15 protein-coding genes are annotated in these 17,474 nt (G+C 71.7%); 5 read left to right on the top strand and 10 right to left on the bottom strand.

Translation table 11 applies throughout. The features are described from left to right. Positions 1–42: 42 nt before the first annotated feature. Together ACN27J_RS19315 and ACN27J_RS19310 are read right to left on the bottom strand one after the other, a co-directional pair. Positions 43–1,158 (bottom strand): hypothetical protein, encoded by a 1,116-nt coding sequence (locus tag ACN27J_RS19315; RefSeq protein ID WP_421368201.1) that lies wholly within the window; start codon positions 1,156–1,158, stop codon positions 43–45. Positions 1,159–1,160: 2 nt separating this feature from the next. Beyond that, positions 1,161–1,673, bottom strand: coding sequence for an RNA polymerase sigma factor (locus ACN27J_RS19310; protein WP_421368200.1), 513 nt, complete (start codon positions 1,671–1,673; stop codon positions 1,161–1,163). A gap of 434 nt (positions 1,674–2,107) precedes the next feature. Here ACN27J_RS19310 and ACN27J_RS19305 point away from each other — a divergent pair, with 434 nt between their 5' ends. Continuing rightward, entirely contained in the window at positions 2,108–2,653 is a 546-nt protein-coding gene (locus ACN27J_RS19305; protein WP_421368197.1) for a peptidase inhibitor family I36 protein, read from the top strand. A 197-nt stretch (positions 2,654–2,850) separates the two neighbouring features. Beyond that, the gene (locus ACN27J_RS19300; protein WP_421368195.1) at positions 2,851–3,630 is read left to right on the top strand and encodes a S1 family peptidase; all 780 of its coding nucleotides are present in this window, start codon (positions 2,851–2,853) and stop codon (positions 3,628–3,630) included. A 58-nt stretch (positions 3,631–3,688) separates the two neighbouring features. Here the strand turns inward: ACN27J_RS19300 and ACN27J_RS19295 are convergent, their stop codons facing one another. From ACN27J_RS19295 to ACN27J_RS19285, 3 genes are all read right to left on the bottom strand, one after another. After that, complete coding sequence (locus tag ACN27J_RS19295) at positions 3,689–6,241, bottom strand: SpoIIE family protein phosphatase (RefSeq protein WP_421368192.1); 2,553 nt, start codon at positions 6,239–6,241, stop codon at positions 3,689–3,691. 133 nt (positions 6,242–6,374) lie between these two features. Continuing rightward, positions 6,375–6,569 carry a phosphatidylethanolamine-binding protein gene (locus ACN27J_RS19290; RefSeq protein ID WP_278172307.1) on the bottom strand — a complete coding sequence of 65 codons (195 nt, stop codon included), beginning with the start codon at positions 6,567–6,569 and terminating at the stop codon, positions 6,375–6,377. A gap of 98 nt (positions 6,570–6,667) precedes the next feature. After that, entirely contained in the window at positions 6,668–8,548 is a 1,881-nt protein-coding gene (locus ACN27J_RS19285; RefSeq protein ID WP_421368190.1) for an adenylyl cyclase, read from the bottom strand. Between the two features lie 277 nt (positions 8,549–8,825). Here ACN27J_RS19285 and ACN27J_RS19280 point away from each other — a divergent pair, with 277 nt between their 5' ends. Then, positions 8,826–9,035 (top strand): heavy-metal-associated domain-containing protein, encoded by a 210-nt coding sequence (locus tag ACN27J_RS19280; RefSeq protein WP_421368187.1) that lies wholly within the window; start codon positions 8,826–8,828, stop codon positions 9,033–9,035. Here ACN27J_RS19280 and ACN27J_RS19275 read toward each other — a convergent pair. Both ACN27J_RS19275 and ACN27J_RS19270 read right to left on the bottom strand, forming a co-directional pair. Continuing rightward, the gene (locus tag ACN27J_RS19275) at positions 9,025–11,334 is read right to left on the bottom strand and encodes a heavy metal translocating P-type ATPase (RefSeq protein ID WP_421368184.1); all 2,310 of its coding nucleotides are present in this window, start codon (positions 11,332–11,334) and stop codon (positions 9,025–9,027) included. The two genes, ACN27J_RS19280 and ACN27J_RS19275, sit on opposite strands and share 11 nt — an antisense overlap. A gap of 87 nt (positions 11,335–11,421) precedes the next feature. Continuing rightward, the gene (locus ACN27J_RS19270) at positions 11,422–11,715 is read right to left on the bottom strand and encodes a metal-sensitive transcriptional regulator (protein ID WP_421368181.1); all 294 of its coding nucleotides are present in this window, start codon (positions 11,713–11,715) and stop codon (positions 11,422–11,424) included. A gap of 116 nt (positions 11,716–11,831) precedes the next feature. On the opposite strand from ACN27J_RS19270, the gene ACN27J_RS19265 reads away from it, so the two are divergent. Both ACN27J_RS19265 and ACN27J_RS19260 read left to right on the top strand, forming a co-directional pair. Next, the gene (locus ACN27J_RS19265) at positions 11,832–12,401 is read left to right on the top strand and encodes a redoxin domain-containing protein (protein WP_421368178.1); all 570 of its coding nucleotides are present in this window, start codon (positions 11,832–11,834) and stop codon (positions 12,399–12,401) included. Between the two features lie 22 nt (positions 12,402–12,423). Next, entirely contained in the window at positions 12,424–13,284 is an 861-nt protein-coding gene (locus tag ACN27J_RS19260; protein ID WP_278172302.1) for a cytochrome c biogenesis protein CcdA, read from the top strand. Between the two features lie 105 nt (positions 13,285–13,389). Here the strand turns inward: ACN27J_RS19260 and ACN27J_RS19255 are convergent, their stop codons facing one another. The 3 genes from ACN27J_RS19255 to ACN27J_RS19245 form a co-directional block, all read right to left on the bottom strand. Beyond that, a complete protein-coding gene (locus tag ACN27J_RS19255) occupies positions 13,390–14,328 on the bottom strand; it encodes a beta-ketoacyl-ACP synthase III (RefSeq protein WP_421368173.1) in 939 nt (312 codons plus the stop codon). Positions 14,329–14,713: 385 nt separating this feature from the next. Continuing rightward, positions 14,714–15,499, bottom strand: a complete 786-nt coding sequence (locus tag ACN27J_RS19250) for a class I SAM-dependent methyltransferase (RefSeq protein ID WP_421368171.1) — start codon at positions 15,497–15,499, stop codon at positions 14,714–14,716. Positions 15,500–15,624: 125 nt separating this feature from the next. Next, a complete protein-coding gene (locus tag ACN27J_RS19245) occupies positions 15,625–17,451 on the bottom strand; it encodes a carbohydrate-binding domain-containing protein (protein ID WP_421368168.1) in 1,827 nt (608 codons plus the stop codon). Positions 17,452–17,474 lie beyond the last annotated feature (23 nt).

Raw genomic sequence — 17,474 nt, 5'->3', positions numbered from 1 at the left:
CAGGTTCATGCCGGCCGTCCGGGGCGGGTACCGGGTGGCGGTTCAGTCGGCCGGTTCGGCGCCGAGTCGACCGACCCGGCCGGAGCGCAGGAATACCAGGTAGTGGGTGACCGTGCCGGCCGCCGCGCGGTCGTCGGCGGGTAGGGCCACCCGCTCGTAGCTGAGCAGCCGGCCGGTGGCGGTGTCGATCACGGCGGTGTCCCGCACCGGTCGGCCGTCCATCTCGCCGGTCGCGCTGACCGCGACCCCGGACCGGCCGGCGCGGTCCAGCACCGGACCGTGGGTGACCAGCTCGGCGTCGGCGAGGACAGCCAGGGCGGCGGCCCGCTGGGCCGGGGACAGGTCGTGGAACCGGTAGAGGCCGACCACCGCCCGGAGCGCGGCCTGCGGGCCTTCGTGCATCGGCTGCTCCTCGGCGAGCTGGCCGGCCAGCACCGTCCGGTCGGCAGCGGGATCGGGTACGGCGACACCGAGCGCGCCGGGCGGGTACTCGACCACCTCGGCGGGCCGGTCCGGTTCCGCCGGGTCGACCCGGGTCTCCTGCCCGGACCGGTCGGCGGCCCACCACAGTCGCCGGTCGTACGCTCCGCCGTCCTGCCCGGTGGCGGGATCGTCGCGCCACCAGGCCCGCAGGTGGACGTAGGTGTAGCGGCCGGCGGTGGCCGGCTGGTCCGGCACCGGTTGATCCAGCGCTGGTTGGTCGAGTGCTGGTTGATCCAGCGCTGGTTGGTCGAGTGAGTGGACGTGCCGGGCGATCGCCGCCAGCTGGTGGCGGGCCGGGGCGGTGCCCGGGCCGGCGGTCAGCGGCAGCGGCTGTTCCGGGTCGGCGACGACCGGGTCGGTGGTGTCCGACCCGGCCGGGTCCGGTCCGGCCAGCCCAGGCAAGCCGTACGGGCGGACGGCCTCGATCCCGACGATCAGCAGCACCACCAGAACGACGGCGGGGACCACGACCCGCCACAGCTGCGGCCGCCACAGCCGCCACCGCCAGCGGGTCGATTCCTGCGCCGACCGGCGCTGATGCGCAAGGGCTATCAGGTTCGTGACGTCGATCTCGGGTGGCGGCGGGATCCGTCCCTGTCTGGGCAGCAGCGCCCGGACGGCCAGCTGCACCAGCTCGTCGCGGCGGAACTCGTCCTCGGCCGGCTCCTGGGCCATGGTCAGTCCTTCCCACGTCTGGCCGGGATGCGCCAGGTACGCCGGGTACGCCGGCCCTGCACCTCGTCCCGTAGCTTGTGCAACGCGCGGCGGGTCCGGTGCAGCGATCGCCGTACCGCTGCCGGGCTCGTCCGCAACATTGCGGCGATGTCGGCCGTGCTGACGCCGTAGCTGGTCAGCAGCAGGCACTCCCGGTCCTTGACGCTGAGCCGTCGACCGAGCCGGGCCACGTTTTGGCGAAGGACGCTGGCGCCGGGTTCGCCGTCGTTGCTGACCACCAGGGTCAGTGCGGTGGTAGGCCGGGCCTGCTGGCCGCGAGGGTCCTTGTCCAGACGTTCCTCGGCCAGCCGTCGGGCCACCCGGTAGAGCCACGCCTGCGGATGCCGGATCTGGTGACCGTCCCGACGGTGCAGCCAGGCCCTGACGAATGTCTCCTGCAGAAGTGCTTCGGCGACTCCGGTGTCCTCGAGGCGCTGAAACAATACCGTCCACAGCAGCGCATGATGCTGACTCACCTGTTCCCCGAGCCACGCATCGAGCTCTGCCGCATCCTCTGCATCCACAATGCTCCTCGGTGCTCGTTCCGGTGACGTCGTCGCAATCGGAGCTGCCGGGTCCGGCATCCGTCTTATAAGAGGCGTCAGCGTGCCAGATCGTGCCCGATGATCTTTGTTGATCATGGTCAATTGTTCCAGGATGTGGAACATGAGAACGTCGCGCTTTGCGTGGTGGTGGTTGCTGGCTGAAAGTTGCAGCTCACCCCAGGTCGGAGAAATGTGACTGCAATTCATTTATTTACCGACGCGGATATGGCGATCTCGTTGGTCGATTGGCTATCGTCGGCGGTGTCGTGTCGCAACGTTCCTGACTGAGCACTGAGGGTGACGGCGATATTGCCGGTACGCCCAACCCACTTCTGGACCGCCACCCGGACCGACTGGAGCCCGCCATGACGCCACGCACCCGGATAAGTCGCCGGACCCCTCACCTGAGCCGGCGGTTGGCGCCCGCCGTACTGGCCGTCGCCGTGCTGGCCACCGGACTGCAGCCCGGCGTCGCCGCCGCCGGCCCCACCAATGTCCAGTCACGGGTGGACACCTACCTGGCGGCCCACCCCGGCGGCACCCAGATCAACCAGACCGACATCGCCTACTCCGGCGGGGTGTTCATCGTCAGCGTGGTTCGCCCCGCCGAAGCGGGGCCGCTCGCCGGACCGGACTGCCCCGGCGGCTGGTTCTGCTTCTACGACGGCACGAACTACACCTATCCTCGGGGCCGGCTCAGCGACTGCGGATGGCAGGACCTCGGCCGCTGGGGGTGGCGCAACCGGACCGAGTCCGTGCACTACAACCTCAACTACGGCAGCACCACCTTCCTCGACGAGACTGGCCCGACCGACACCAAACTCTTCGTGGTCGACACGGCCCGCCGGACCATGCCCGACGTCTCACCGCACCGCAACCGGGCCGACTACGTCTACCGCGCGTGCACCTGACGAGACCATTCCGTCACGACCGGACAGTGAATCGGTATCGCCGCCGCGGCGTGCCGGACAGATGTAGGGAAATGTCCATGTCCGATGGTCAGGGGCCGACCTAGCGTCGAGACGTCCAACGTCCGCTGCCCGCCGGCTCCGGTACCGCCCAGCCTGCGACCCGGTCGTCCGGTGCGGCCATCCGACAAGGAACCACTGTGTCCCGTACCCTCGCCTCCCGCCTGGCCACGGCGGCGCTCGCGCTGGCCGTGACGGCCGGCCTCGGCCTCGTCACCGCCGGGCCGGCCGGTGCCGTCGCCAACGGCACGATCGTCCCCGACGGCAAGTACCGGTTCTCGGTGAAGTTGACGATGACCGGAATCCCGACGGCCGACGGCGGCCGCCGTAACAGCGCCTGCTCCGGAGCCCTGATCCATCCGCAGTGGGTGGTCACCGCCGGGCACTGCTTCCGGACCTTCGACGGCGTACGGGTCGACCGTCCGGTCGCCGACCTGACCACCGCGACGGTCGGCCGGGCGGACCTCACCGGCGACGGCGGCCAGGTCGCCACGGTGATCGCGGTACGCCAGTCGCCCACCAACGACCTGGCGCTGGCAAAGCTGGACCAGCCGGTACGCGGCATCAAGCCGATCGCCCTGGCCCACCGGCCGCCGCGGGTCGGCGCCATCGTCCGGCTCACCGGATACGGTGCCGACAACTCGGTCGACCCGGTGCCGTCGACCGTGCTGCGCACCGGGCTGTTCGCCGTCACCGAGGTCGCCGACTCGACCGTCGGCGTGACCGGCCGGTACCCGCACCCGGACACCAGCGCCTGCCCGTACGACTCCGGTGCCCCGTACTTCGTCGAGCGGGGTCGCCACGGCCCGGCGCTGGTGTCGGTGGAGAGCTTCGGCCCAGACTGCCCGCACTCCGACGTCGAAACGACGTCGCGGGTCGACAACATCACCGACTGGATCCGCCAGGCGATCCGGGGCTGACCACCGTCCCGGTTGGTCGACCACCCGCCCCGGTGGTCGACCACCGGGACGGCACCGGCTACCGGCCGGGCAGGGTGATCGTCACCCGGGTGCCGGCACCGGAGAGGTCGAGCACCAGCCGGCGGGCCATCCGGTTGATCAGATCGAGCCCGCGCCCCCGGTCGGACCCGTCGTGCGAGTGTCCCCGCCAGTGTCCCCGGTCGGTGACCTCGATCCGGACCTGCTGCCGGTCAAGCAGCATCACCTGCAGCGCGACCGGGCCGCCCGGACGCCCGTGGTAGGCGTGCTCCAACGAGTTGATCAGGGCTTCGTTGCAGGTGGCCAGCAGTGCGTCAGCCTGATCCGGGGTGAGGTCGTTGCCGGCGGACCAGTCCCGCAGCGCCCGGCGTGCGGCGGACAGGTCGGCGGGGGAGGTCAGGGTCAGCCGCAGCACCGGGGATCCGTCCGTGCCGGTGGGCAGCCCGTCCAGATGCACGCAGGCCACCACAGTGTCGTCGGTGATCACCTGGCCGTCGGTCATCGCGTCCAGTAGCCGGTCGCACCAGACCTGCGGCTCGGTGCCGGACAACCCGGCAGCGGCCCGGCCCAGCCGGTCCAACCCGGCGTCGATCACCTGGCCGCGCCGCTCGACCAGGCCGTCGGAGTACCAGACCAGCATCGCCGAGTCGGGGACCGCGATCTGGGCCTGGGTCCGGGGCTGCGCGGTCAGCCGCAGCGGCAGCGACCGGGCGTCGGTCAGGTAGCGGCTGGTCCCGCCGGCCACCAGCAGCGGCGGCAGATGACCCGCGCAGGCGTAGGTGAGCACCCGGTCGGTGGGGCTGTACTCGGCGTACCCGACGGTCGCGAAGTCGGCCCCGTCGATCGTCTGGCAGGCGGTGTCCAGCGCCTCCAGCACCTCGACCGGCGCGGCACCGGTCTGCGCCACCGAGCGCAGCGACTGCTGCAGCCGGCCCATGGTGATCGCCGACGACAACCCGTGGCCGACGACGTCCCCGACGGCGATACCCACCCGGTTGCCGGGCAGTTCGAAGACGTCGTACCAGTCGCCGCCGACGTCGCGGCCGTGCTCCGCCGGCCGGTAGCAGACCGCAGCGGTGACGCCGGGCAGGTCCGGCGAGATCTGCGGCAGCAACGCCCGCTGCAACTGGTGCGCGGCGGCGTGCTCGGACTCGTACATGGCTGCCCGGTCGACGGCCTGACCCGCGAGTTCGGCGAGGGTACGGGCGATCGAAACCACCTCCGGGGTGATCGCGTCGTCGCGGCGGAACGCGAACGCCAGCGCACCGAGGCACCGGTCGCCGACCGTGACCGGCACCGCCAGCAGACTGCGGGTGCCGGTCCGGGCGTGGGCGTCGGCGAGTACGGGGTAGCGCGCGTCCAGCGCCGCCAGGGTCGGCAGTTGGACCGGCCGGCCGGTCCGGATCACATCGACGACCGGCAACCGGGCCGGCCCGTCGAGCGGGAACGTGGCGAAGCCTCCGGTGACCTGCTCGGCGAGGGCCGCCGTCAGCCAGCAGCGGACCGAGCCGCCGGCCTGATCGGTGAGCGCCACCGCGCCGTGGTCGGCGACCAGGCCGACGCCCCGGTCGACCAGCACCCGGATCACCTGGTCGGACGTGGCGGCGGTGGCCAGCCCGGCAGTGACGTCCTGCAGCGCCTGCAACCGCCGGCGGGCGGCCACCTCACGACGTGACTCGGCTTGCGCCCGGTCCCGCTCCGCCACCGCGATCGCCAGCGCCCAGGCACCGAGTACCACCACCGCCAGGTAGACCTGCAGCGATGCCGCCTCCAGCCGGGGCTGTCCGGCCAGCACCGACCACGGCCCGTGCCCGGCGGCGCTGAGCAGGTTCGCGGCGAACGCCATCACGAACCCGGCGGCCCCGATGGTGGCCACCCGGCCCCGGAAGCCGACCGCGAGCAGCACCGGCACCGGCAGGTAGGCCAGCGGCAGCTCGCGGGGCCAGAAACCGATGACGGTGAGCGCTCCGGTGCCGGCCAACGCCGTACCGCCCCGGATCAGCTGCCACGGTCGGAACCGGCCGCGGACCGCGTCGAGACCGACCAGGGCGGCACCGAGGGTGAGCACCGCGAGCCCGTCGCCGGCCCAGAACCGGCCCAACGCCGGCCACCAGGCGCCGCCGGTGCTGACCGCGCTGGTCGTGGCCCCGATCACCGCGCCGACCAACGGGCCGATGCCCACCGGGTAGAGCAGGAACGCCGCCGCGTCGCGGTACCGGGTCAGGTCGACCCGGCCCGGCCGCAGCCACCGCAGCCCGGCGGCACCGACCAGCGGTTCGACGACGTTGGTCAGCGCGAAGCCGAGCGCGCTCGGCGGGCCGAGGCCCTGCCACAGGTCGATGCCGAACTCGGTGAGACCGACGGCACCGAGGATCCACGGCCAGTGTCGGCGGCGGGTCAGCACCAACGCCCCGAGGGTCACCCCGGCCGGCGGGAAGAACACCGCGCCGACGGCCGAAGCGTGGAACAGCAGCCAGGCGCAGCCGGAGCCGAGCGCGTACGCGGCGGCGACGCAGAGCGCGATCAGCGCCGACCGGCCCAGCTGCCCGGCCCGGCCCCGCCGCGGTGCCGGCTCGCCGGCGACCTGTGTCAAGGCTGTCATCCTCCCCGGTAGCACCAGGAAATCCGCCCGGTACGCACGAGAAGATAATGGCAGCGTCGATAGCCGTACGGCTCACAGGTGCCGGCGACGCCAATCGGCTCTCTCGCCGGTCACCGTCTGCGGCCTAGGACCGTTCCCCTTTTGGGCCGAGACCCCGTTCGGTACGCAGCACGCCTCGGCGGTCGGCCTGTTCCTGCAGGATCTCGTTGGCGAGCTCGTCGGCACCCGCGTCGTTCGCCGTACCCGAATTTTCCAGGTCCTTGCGCAGCCGGGCGCGCTGGTTGTCGTACCCCTTGCTGCCTGGTCGTTTCCCCGACATCGTGCCTCCTCGTGGTGACCTGTCCGACTCGGTGTGACCGTTCGACCGGGCGGGTACCCGCTGCGGCACCGGGTACCCGCCGCAGGACCGGGGATCCGCTACGGGACCGGGTACTCGACCAGGTAGACGGGCGCACCGACCCGGGTCGTGTCGGCTGCCTCACCGATCCCGTTGACCACGTGGTCGATGGCGCCCTCGCTGAGGTTGACGGTCATGATGTGCCGCAGCCGTACGCCCGGACGGTGCGGCACCTCGAAGCCGTTGCGGGTGCGGATCGACGGGTCGTTCTGGTTGAACACGTACACCCCGCCGCCGGACAGCTGGTGGTGCCGCACGTGGTCGGCGACCTTGTAGCCGGCCCAGCCGGGGGTGTCGCCGTTCATCCAGTCGGCCTGGGTCGGCGGGTCGTACGGCAGCTCGTTCTGGTAGAGGACGGTGGTGCCGTGTTCGCCGTTCCAGACCGTGTTGTACCGCTGGAAGTGCTCGACGAACAGTCCGGTCGCGGTCACGTGGTCACCGTTGACCACGACGCCGTACCGTCCGGTGTTGGTGTGCCAGCGGTCGGTGTCGCCGTTGACGCCCTCGGTGAACCCTTCGACTCCATGATCGGCCCGCCACACCCAGGTGTGGTCGATCAGCACATGGTCGCTGTTGATCTGCAGCGCGGTGTCGGTCCGGCCGATGTGCGGGCCGCCGACCCGGAAGTACACGTCCGACAGGGTGACCGGGTTGCGCGGCGTACTCAGGTTGCGGCCGTGTTCGCGGCCGACCCGCAGCAGGACCGGCGACTCGGTTTCCCCGGCGTCGATCGTCACCCCGGCGACCACCACGCCGGGTACGCCGGCTACCTCGAGCGGGACGGCTCCGTCGCGGGCGGTCAGGGTGGCGTGTCCGATGCCCAGCACGACGGTGTCCGGTCGGCGGATCTTGATGCTGCGGGCGACGTCGTAGACGCCGGGGGTGAGCAGCAGGTGGCGGCCCCGGGCGAGCTGGCTGTTTATCACGTGCACCGGGTCGGCGGGGGTGGCGACGAAGAAGTCGCGGATCGGCAGCGTACGGCCCGGCGTCAGGCCGGCGCCCCAGGAGATGCCGGTGCTGTCGCGCTGCGCGGCCGGCACCCGGACCTGGTACGCCCCGCGCCGGTCGACGAACAGGTACGGCTTCTCCCGGCGCAACGGCGTCGTGTCCAGCGTGGTGTACGGCGGGTCGGGGAACGCCGCGTCGTCCGGGGCGCCGACGACGCCGGCGAAGACCTGGTTCCACACGCCGTTCGACCAGCTGCCGATCTCGCTGTTGCGGGTCAGCCACTGCTGCTGGGAGCCGTTGGTGACGTCCGGCAGCCGGGAGTCGGCGATGAAGCCGCCGCTGGCGTACTGCGGCCCGGCGGTGCAGTAGTCCATCAACGACAGGCCGTCGCCGCTGACGTCCACCCGGCGCATCGAGACCGCCTGGGACACCGCCCAGAAGTTCGCCGTCGACCGGCACTCGTCCTGCCCGGTCGGGTCGATGCGCAGCGACAGGTTGGACAACGTCCGCCAAAAGTTGACCAGGGCGATGCAGTTGCCGGTGCCGCCGTCGGTCAGGCAGCGGTTGTACGCCTCGATCTTGCCGTTGATCACCACGTCGGTGGGGCTGGCGCCGAGGCCGGAGATCTCGGTGTAGTACCCGGCCCGGATGTGCAGTGGTTGGTCGGCGGTGCCGTAGCTGCCGGGTCGGAAGAGGAACGCGTACCGCTGCCGGCCCATCTCGTTGTCGACCTGCCGGGTGTACGCGGCGTCCAGCCGGGCCTGGATCTCGTCGACCGGCATGCCCGGGTGGAAGACCGTGACGTGTGGGCCGAGGTCGGTCCGGTCGGGCCGGTGCGGTGGGCCGGCGGCGGCCGTGGCGGTGGTCAGGCCGGCGGCCGCGGTCGTCACGACCAGGCCGAGTGCGAGGCTGCCGGCGGTCCGCCGGAGCCGGCCGGGGTGTCGTCGGATCATCGGATTCCTTCCGGTCACGCCGGTGGCGGATGCCTCCGGGCGCGGCGTGGGGTGGGTCGGTCAGAGGTGCGTGAGAGCGCTCTCTCGGCATCGCCCGACGGCACCCACCGGTGCCGTCGGGGAATGATCTGTTTCTACCCGCTGGATCGGTCTTTGGCTATGGGGCGCTGGCCGGTCGCCGGCCGACGGTGGTGCCGGATCCGCCAACATACGCATTCCCGGTAGGGGTAAGCTCAGCGGTCGAGTCGGATCGGAACGAGTCGCGAGGGAGAGACAGATGGCGGTCAGCACCTACACCGTGCAGGGGATGACCTGCAGCCACTGCGTCGGGTCGGTGTCCACCGAGATCGGCGGGATCGCCGGGGTCACCGGAGTCGACGTCGACCTGGCCACCGGCCGGGTCACCGTCACCAGCGAACAGCCGGTCAGCGACCAGGCGGTGGCCGCCGCCGTCGAGGAGGCCGGCTACGAGCTGGTCAGCGGCTGAGCACAACCGGCCGGAACCGGCGCAGCCGCAGACTGTTGGCGACCACGAACGCCGACGACATCGCCATCGCCGCACCCGCGATCATCGGGTTGAGCAGGCCTGCCGCCGCCAATGGCAGCGCCGCGACGTTGTAGGCGAACGCCCAGAACAGGTTGCCCTGGATCGTCCGCAGGGTGCGGCGGGACAGCCGGACGGCGTCGACGGCGGCGGTCAGGTCGCCCCGTACCAGGGTGAGATCGGCGGCCTCGATGGCGGCGTCGGTGCCGGTCCCCATCGCCAGGCCGAGATCGGCCTGGGCCAGGGCGGCGGCGTCGTTCACCCCGTCACCGACCATCGCGACCACCCGACCGTCGGCCTGCAGCCGCTTGACCGCGTCCACCTTCTCGGCGGGCAACACCCCGGCGATCACCTCGTCGACCCCGACCTCGGCGGCGACCGCCCGGGCGACGGTGGCGTTGTCCCCGGTGAGCAGGACCGGGGTGAGTCCGAGCCGACGCAGCGCGTCGATCGCCGGCCGGCTGGTCGGCTTGACCCGGTCGGCGACGGCCAGCACGCCCCGGGCCCGGCCGTCCCAGCCGACCATGACCGCGGTCCGGCCGGCGGCCTCGGCGGCGGTCATTCTGCCGGCCAGCGCCGCGTCCACGGTCAGGCCCTCGTCGGTCAGCAGCGCCGGCCGACCGACCAGCACGGTACGCCCGCCGACGGTGCCGCGTACGCCCAGTCCGTGCCGGCCGGTGAAGTCGGTCACCGGCGGTAGCGGCCCGACCCGCTCGGCGGCGGCCCCGGCGACCGCCCGGCCGATCGGGTGCTCCGATCCGGCCTCGACCGCACCGGCCAGCCGGAGCAGTTCGTCGGGATCCGGGTCGGCGCCGTCGACCAGCACGTCGACCAGCGTCATGGTGCCGGTGGTGACCGTGCCGGTCTTGTCCAGCAGCACGGTGTCCACCCGGCGGGTGGACTCCAGCACCTCCGGGCCTCTGATCAGCACGCCGAGCTGGGCGCCGCGTCCGGTGCCGACCAGCAGCGCCGTCGGGGTGGCCAGGCCGAGCGCGCACGGGCAGGCGATGATCAGTACGGCGACCGCGGCGGTGAACGCCACGGTGGCCCCGCCCCCGGTGGCGAGCCAGTAGCCGAGGGTGCCGACGGCGAGCGCGATGACGATCGGCACGAAGACGCCGGAGATTCGGTCGGCCAGCCGCTGCGCCGCCGCCTTGCCGGCCTGCGCCTGCTCCACCAGCCGGGCCATCTGGGCGAGCTGGGTCTCGGTGCCGACCCGGGTGGCCGTCACCACCAGCCGGCCGCCGGCGTTGACGGTGGCGCCGACCACCGGGTCGCCGGGAGCGACCTCGACCGGCACGGACTCGCCGGTGACCATGCTGGCGTCGACCGCCGAGGAGCCCTCGGTCACCACACCGTCGGTGGCGATCTTCTCGCCGGGCCGGACGACGAACCGGTCACCCACCGCGAGCTGGTCGACCGGAATCCGGCTCTCCGCGCCGTCGCGCAGCACGGCGACGTCCCGGGCACCCAGCTCGAGCAGGGCCCGCAGCGCCGCGCCGGCCCGGCGCTTGGCCCGGCTCTCGAAGTAGCGGCCGAGCAGGATGAAAACGGTCACCCCGGCGGCGACCTCAAGGTAGATGTTGGCGGCGGCCATGCCCCGGTCGACGGACAGGCTGAACGGGTGGGTCATGCCGGGGGTGCCGGCGGTGCCGAAGAACAGCGCCCACAGCGACCAGCCGAGGGCGGCGAGGGTTCCCATCGACACCAGGGTGTCCATGGTCGCCGCGCCGTGCCGCAGATTCGTCCAGGCGGCCCGGTGGAACGGCAGGCCGCCGTAGAGCACCACCGGGACGGTCAGCGCCAGACTGACCCACTGCCAGTAGGTGAACTGCCAGGCGGGCACCATCGCCAGGGCCACCACCGGCACGCTGAGCGCCAGTGCGACCCAGAGCCGGGTACGCAGCGAACGGAGGTCGTCGGAGACGCCCGGCCGGGCGTTTTCCGCCGAACTGTCGGAATCCGCTGCGCCGTCGGGGTCCGGTGGTGGTGGCGGGGGAGCGGGCAGCTGGGCGGTGTAGCCGGTACGGCGTACGACGTCGACCAGCTCGTCGGCGGTCACGGTCGGACTCTCGACGGTGACGCTGGCCTTCTCGGTGGCGAAGTTCACCGTCGCGGTCACCCCGTCGATCCGGTTGAGCTTCTTCTCGATCCTTGCCGCACAGGACGAGCAGGTCATCCCACTGATGCTCAGCTCGATCCGGGTCGCCGTCGTGGCCCGGCCCGCTCTGGTGCCGCTCATGCCGTCCTCCTCGCCTGCGGTGATGGCGGGACCTACCATACCCCTAGGGGGTAGATCGTCACGGGTCGGGCAGCGGGTGTGACGAGGTCAACCTCGCTTCATCAGCCGGCCGACCGCCGCCATCATCTCGGCGGCCATCTCGTCCGCCCGGCCCTCGGCGGAACCCTCCTGCATACAGTGCCGGGCGTGCCCGTCCAACAGGCCGAGGGCGACCTTGTCCAGTGCTGCCTGGATGGCGGAGATCTGGGTCAGCACGTCGATGCAGTACCGGTCGTCGTCGACCATCCGCTCGATGCCGCGTACCTGTCCCTCGATGCGGCGCAGCCGGGCCTGGAGCTGTTCCTTGGAGGCGGTGTAGCCGCGGGTGGTCTGGCTGGTCATCTCCGTAGGCTAGCAACCCCCAGGGGGTATCTGCGAGAAACGAGCCGGCGGGCAGGTACGGTTACCGGAACATCGTCGGATGTCGGGACGGGGCGGACATTATGCGGGTGCGGTCGATGATCATCAGCCTCGTCGCCGCCAGCTCGGTGGCGTTGGCCGGCTGCGCCACTTCGGCTGACGGGGACGGCACGCCACCGTCCGGCGGGACCGGGACCGGGACCGGTGCCAGTACGCCAGCCGGGGACACCGACCCCGAAACCGGTGCAGACACCGACGGTGTCAGCGCCAGCTATGCCTTCACCGCAGACACCCTGGCCGGTGACACCTTCGACGGGCGCAGCCTGGCCGGGAAACCGGCGGTGCTGTGGTTCTGGGCACCGTGGTGTCCCACCTGCCTCGGCCAGGCCGCCCGAGTCAACTCGTTGGCCGCCGACTACGCCGACACCGCCAGCGTGGTCGGCGTGGCCGGGCTCGACGGGGTGCCGGCTATGCACGACTTCGTCGAGCTGGCCGAGTTGTCCGGCTTTCCGCAACTGGCCGACGAGCAGGGCGCGGTGTGGCGGCACTTCGAGATCACCGCGCAGAGCACCTTCGTCGTCCTCGACGCCGATGGCGAAGTCGTCGACAAGGGACATGTCGACGTCGACGCGCTGCCCGGCATGCTCGACCGGCTGATCGCCGGCTAGCCGACCTCCGCCACCCAATCTGATGACCGACGCACCCCTCGCACTCGCCCTGGCGGCAGGCACCCTCGCCGCGGTCAACCCGTGCGGGTTCGCGCTGCTGCCCGCGTACCTGTCCTTCCTGGTGAGTGGCGACGACGCGGCCGCCACCGGTCGGGGGGCCGCCGTCGGTCGGGCACTGACCACGACGGCGGCGATGACCACCGGGTTCGTCGTCGTCTTCGGGGTGTTCGGCCTGGTCGTGGCGCCGGCAGCCGGGGCGGTGCAGCGCCACCTGCCGTGGCTGACCATCGGCATCGGGCTGCTGCTCATCGGGCTCGGCGGGGTGCTGCTGGCCGGCCGGCAGCTGCCCGGCATCGGCATGATGCCGTCCCGTGCCCCGGCCACCAGCCGGTCACTACTGTCCATGGTGGTGTTCGGGATGGCATACGCCGCCGCGTCGCTGTCCTGCACGATCGCTCCATTTCTGGCGATCGTGGCGGCCAGCTTCCGCGCCGGTTCGGTCGCGTCCGGAGTGGCCCTGTTCGTGGCGTACGCCGCCGGCATGGGGCTGACCGTCGCGGTCGCGGCCGTCACCGTCGCGCTGGCCCGCGACGGGCTGCTGCGGCGGGTACGCCGCGCGGCCCCGCTGCTGTCCCGCGTCGGCGGTGCGTTGCTGGTGGCCGCCGGCGGCTACGTCGCCTGGTACGGCTGGTACGAGATCCGGCTGCTGCGCGGCGGGTCGGGCGGGGATCCGCTGATCGACGGTGCCGGCATGGTCCAGCGGTGGCTGGCCGCCACGCTCGACCAGGCGGGGGCGGCCGTCCTGGCCACGGTCCTGGTCGTGCTACTGGCCGGTGCCGGCCTGCTCCGGCTGGCCCGGTCCCGTCGTCGGGGCCGCAGGTAAGAGAACACCACGGTCCGGGCGTTGGCCGGCAGCTGGCCCGGTTGCTGAAGCACCGTGACCGACGGCGGGTCGACTGTGGCCGGTTCCGGCGGCGACAGTCGATGGTCACGGGCAGCGGACGACCTGGCCTCCGTAGGACAGGCCGCCGCCGAAGCCGAACAGCAGGATCGGCGCGCCGGAAGGTATGTCGCCGCGCATCACCAGCTTCGACAACGCGATCGGAATGCTGCCGGCGGAGGTGTTGCCGGACTCAACGACGTCCTCGGCCACGATCGCGTTCGGCGCGCCGATCCGTTCGGCGAGCGACCTGATGATGCGCAGGTTTGCCTGGTGCGGCACGATCGCGGCGAGGTCTGCCGGGGCCACCCCGGCCCGTTCGCAGACCTGCCGGGCGATGGTCGGTAGCACTGTGGTCGCCCACCGGTAGACCGCCTGGCCGGCCTGCTGGAAGGTGCCGGCACGACCCTCGATGCGGACCGCGTCGGACATGTCGGGGACCGAGCCCCAGACGACCGGACCGATCCCGGGCTGGTCGGCGGCGGTCAGCACGACGGCTCCCGCGCCGTCGCCGACCAGCACACACGTCGTACGGTCGGTCCAGTCGGCGAAGTCGGACAGCTTCTCCACCCCGACGACGATGGCGTTACGCGCCGCGCCGGCGCGTACTGCGTGGTCGGTCGCGGCCAGCGCGTAGGTGAACCCGGTGCAGGCGACGTTGACGTCGATGACCGCCGGGTGGCTGAGCCCGAGGCGGGCGGCGACCCGGGCGGCCATGTTCGGCGACCGGTCGATGGCGGTGCAGGTGGCGACCGAGACGTAGTCGATGTCGGCGGGGGACAGGCCGCTCTGGGCGAGCGCCTTGCGGGCGGCGTGCGCCGCCATCTCGTCGACGGTCTCGTCCGGCTCGGCGATGTGCCGGGTCTGGATCCCGACCCGGGACTGGATCCATTCGTCGCTGGTGTCGACCATTTTCGACAGGTCGGCGTTGGTGAGGATCCGGCTGGGCTGGTAGTGCCCAACGGAGAGAATGCGTGAGCCAGTCATTGATCTGATCTCCCTTGGGCTGCCACGAGTGATGCCAGCGACTGAGCTCGACTATAGTGCCTTTTCGCAGTCCAGCCGGGGTACCGTCAAGAGCTGACTGCTCGCATTGGTCGAGGTGGCCGCTGCTGCGATCTCGATCGAGCTGGCCTGCTCGTCTGGTCCGGACGGAGCTCGGCTACCGGCGCGGCGGCGCGGCGTGGACTCCATTGTGGTCAAGGACGGTCGGCTGGTCGCGCAGACGATCCACCCCACCCCACCCCACCCCACCCCGCTCCGCTCGGGGAGCACCCGCAGTCCTGACCGTTCCCAGGGGCGCTCCCCGACGTCGCGGCAGCTCCACCGTCGCGATCGCGGGCCGCCGGTGCCTAGCGAGGATCTGCCGGACCTACCCCTCCGGGTCCTTGCGGACGATCAGCATCGGGTAGCGGGCGAGTCGTGCGCTCCAGCGGGGCAGCCGGTCTTCGACCGCCGCGACTCCGGCCACCATCGCTCGGCCGACCCGCCCGCCGGGCACCACCGTACGGGTGATCTCCGGCGCGAGAACCGACCAGCTCCGAACCTCGATGCGCGCCCGATCCCGCAGCCCGGCCTGCAGCCGGCGATGGTCGACCGGGTGGTAGGGCAACGGCGGGAGGTCCGCCACCGGCCGGGAGTCCAGCCGTAGCCGGCGGGCCAGGTTCTGGAGGCGGGCGAACGTCTGGATGTACACGAGCACGGCGACGCCGCCCGGCCGCAGGACCCGGCAGATCTCCGTGAGCGCCAGCGTCTGTCGTTCCGGCGTGAGGTGGTAGAGCACGTGGGCGCACAGCACCCGGCCGAAGGTGTCCGCCGGAAAGGGCAGCTGGCAGATGTCGGCCTGTAGATAGCTGGCGGTGTCGCCGAGGGTCTGCCGTGCGCCGCGCAACGCCGCGGCTGCGAAGTCGAGATTGACCCGTAGTCCGCCACCGTCGACCGGCACCGGCGCTCCGCCGCACCCCAGGTCCAGCAGCGGACCGTCGCCTGCCAGCAGCCGGGCGACCCGCTGGTCACGGCGTCGATGATAGCCGTCCATCACCGGCCTGAGGTCGACGAACGCCTCCGCGTCCTGATACTGACCGGATGAGCCGCGCTGCCAGCCGTAGGTTTCGTAGAACTGCCGTACCGCCACGTCGTCTTCACGGGTTTGCTCCATCGATCGATATTGGCGTACCTCCACAGCAGAATCAATCCGCTGTCGGTGTGCCGGTGGGGCCCGACACCGAGGCGGTGTCGGGCCCCACCGATCGGGACGCCGGGTGAGCGCCGGCGTTTCTCCGGTCAGGTCGCGGTGCAGGTCAGGCTCGGAGTGGCGTTGCTGCCGTTCCAGGTGCCGATGAATCCGAAGGTGGTGCTGGCCCCAGCGCCGAGCGAGCCGTTGAAGGAGACGTTGGTCGCCGTCACCGCCGAGCCACTGGCGTTGATGGTCGCGTTCCAGGACTGGCTGATCGTCTGGCCGTTGGCGAAGGTCCAGGTCACCCGCCAACCCCTGATCGCGGACGAGCCGGCGGTGACCCGTACGTCGCCCTGGAAACCGCCTTGCCACTGGCCGACGACCGAGTAGGTCGCCGTACAGCCACCGGCGCCCGGCGGTGGCGTGGTCGGGTTCGGCGGTGGCGTGGTCGGGTTCGGCGGCGGGGTGGTCGGGTTCGGCGGCGGGGTGGTCGGGTTCGGCGGCGGCGGCCAGCCGGGGCCGCCGGGTGGCCAGCCGACAAGACCACCGCGGTACTGCCCGGCGGTGACGGTCATCAGCCGGTTGGCTCCCGCGATGCTGCCGCCGGTGGTGGCCATGCCGCCGGTCGTCGGGCCGGACAGGCTGCCGCCCAGGTAGACGTCGTAGTTCTGCCCGTTCTGGATCCGGTTGGAGGAGAAGACCACCTCCCGGAACGTTTTGGGGGCGCGGTAGGAGACAAGCACCTGGCCGCCGGAGACCAGGTGCAGCAGGGTGCCGGCCGGCTGGCTGCTGGACAGTTGGGGAGCGGCCCAGCCCTGGCCGGAGGTCGGCGGCAGGCTCAGCACCGCCAGCGCGGTCGACCCTGCCCCGAGCATCGTGCCGCCGGTGAAGTGGACCGCGCCGTTGGCGTCGATCGCGCCCTCGCCAGGGCTGCCGCTGCTCGGCCCGCTGACCACGACCGTGCCGCCGGCGAAGGTCACCGTGCCGTTGGAGTCGATGCCGTCGATGCTGGAGTTGACCAGGGTGGTCCCGCCGGTGAACCGGGCGAACGCGTTCGGCGCCACCTCGAAGTCGCCGTACCCGTCCTCGACGGCGTTGATCGCGTCGTCGCGGGCGGTGACGTTGACGGTGCCACCGGAGATGGTCACCTGCCGGCTCTCGATCGCCTCGTAGGAGTTGGTGACGGTGACCGTGCCGCCGGAGATGTCGACGGTGTTCTCGCCCTTGACGGCGTCGTCACCGGCGTTCACCCGTACGGTGCCGTTGGTGATGGTGAGCCGGCCCCGGTCCGCCTCGGTGTCGTCGGATCTGATGCCGTCACCGCCGGCGGTGACGTCGATGTTCCCTCCGGTGATGTCGAGGAAGTCCTTGCCCCGGATGCCGTCGTCGACCGCGTTCACCGTGATCGTGCCCGACTCGATGACCAGGCCGTCCTTGCTGGTGATGCCGTCGTACGCGTTGCCGCGTACGGTCAACGCCCCGGTGCCGGTGATCCGCAGGTCGGCGCGGCTGAACAGGGCGGCGTTCGGCTCGTCGGTGTCCGGGTCGGGATAGACGTAGTTGGTCGCGTCGGTGAGCCGGCTGGTGGTGCCGGCGGCGAGCGTGATCACGACCTGGTCGGCATCGGTGACCTGCAGCGGTGCGTTGCTGGAGTTGGTGATGGCGGCGCCGTTGAGGATCAGGTTGACGGTGCCTGAGGCGTCGACGTCGAGGTAGCCGTCGTTGAGGGTGCCGGTGACCTCGTAGGTGCCCGGTGCGGTGATCGTCACGGCCCGCCCGGCGATCGTGACGTCGGCACTGGGGCTGGTGGCGCTGGTGCCGGTCAGCGTGATCGGGACGGTCGCCTGCGCGGCAGCCGGTGCCGGTAGCGGGCCGGTGATCAGTGCGATGGCGAGCCCGGCGGGGACGATGGCTCTCAGGGGGATGCGTTTCATCGGTCTAGTCCTGACTCGGATGG

Origin of the sequence: Solwaraspora sp. WMMB762 (genome assembly GCF_049179115.1) — a bacterium.
Taxonomy (GTDB): Bacteria; Actinomycetota; Actinomycetes; order Mycobacteriales; family Micromonosporaceae; genus Micromonospora_E.
The sequence above is the reverse complement of the archived record's forward strand: the minus strand, read 5'-3'. Positions and strand labels throughout refer to the sequence as shown.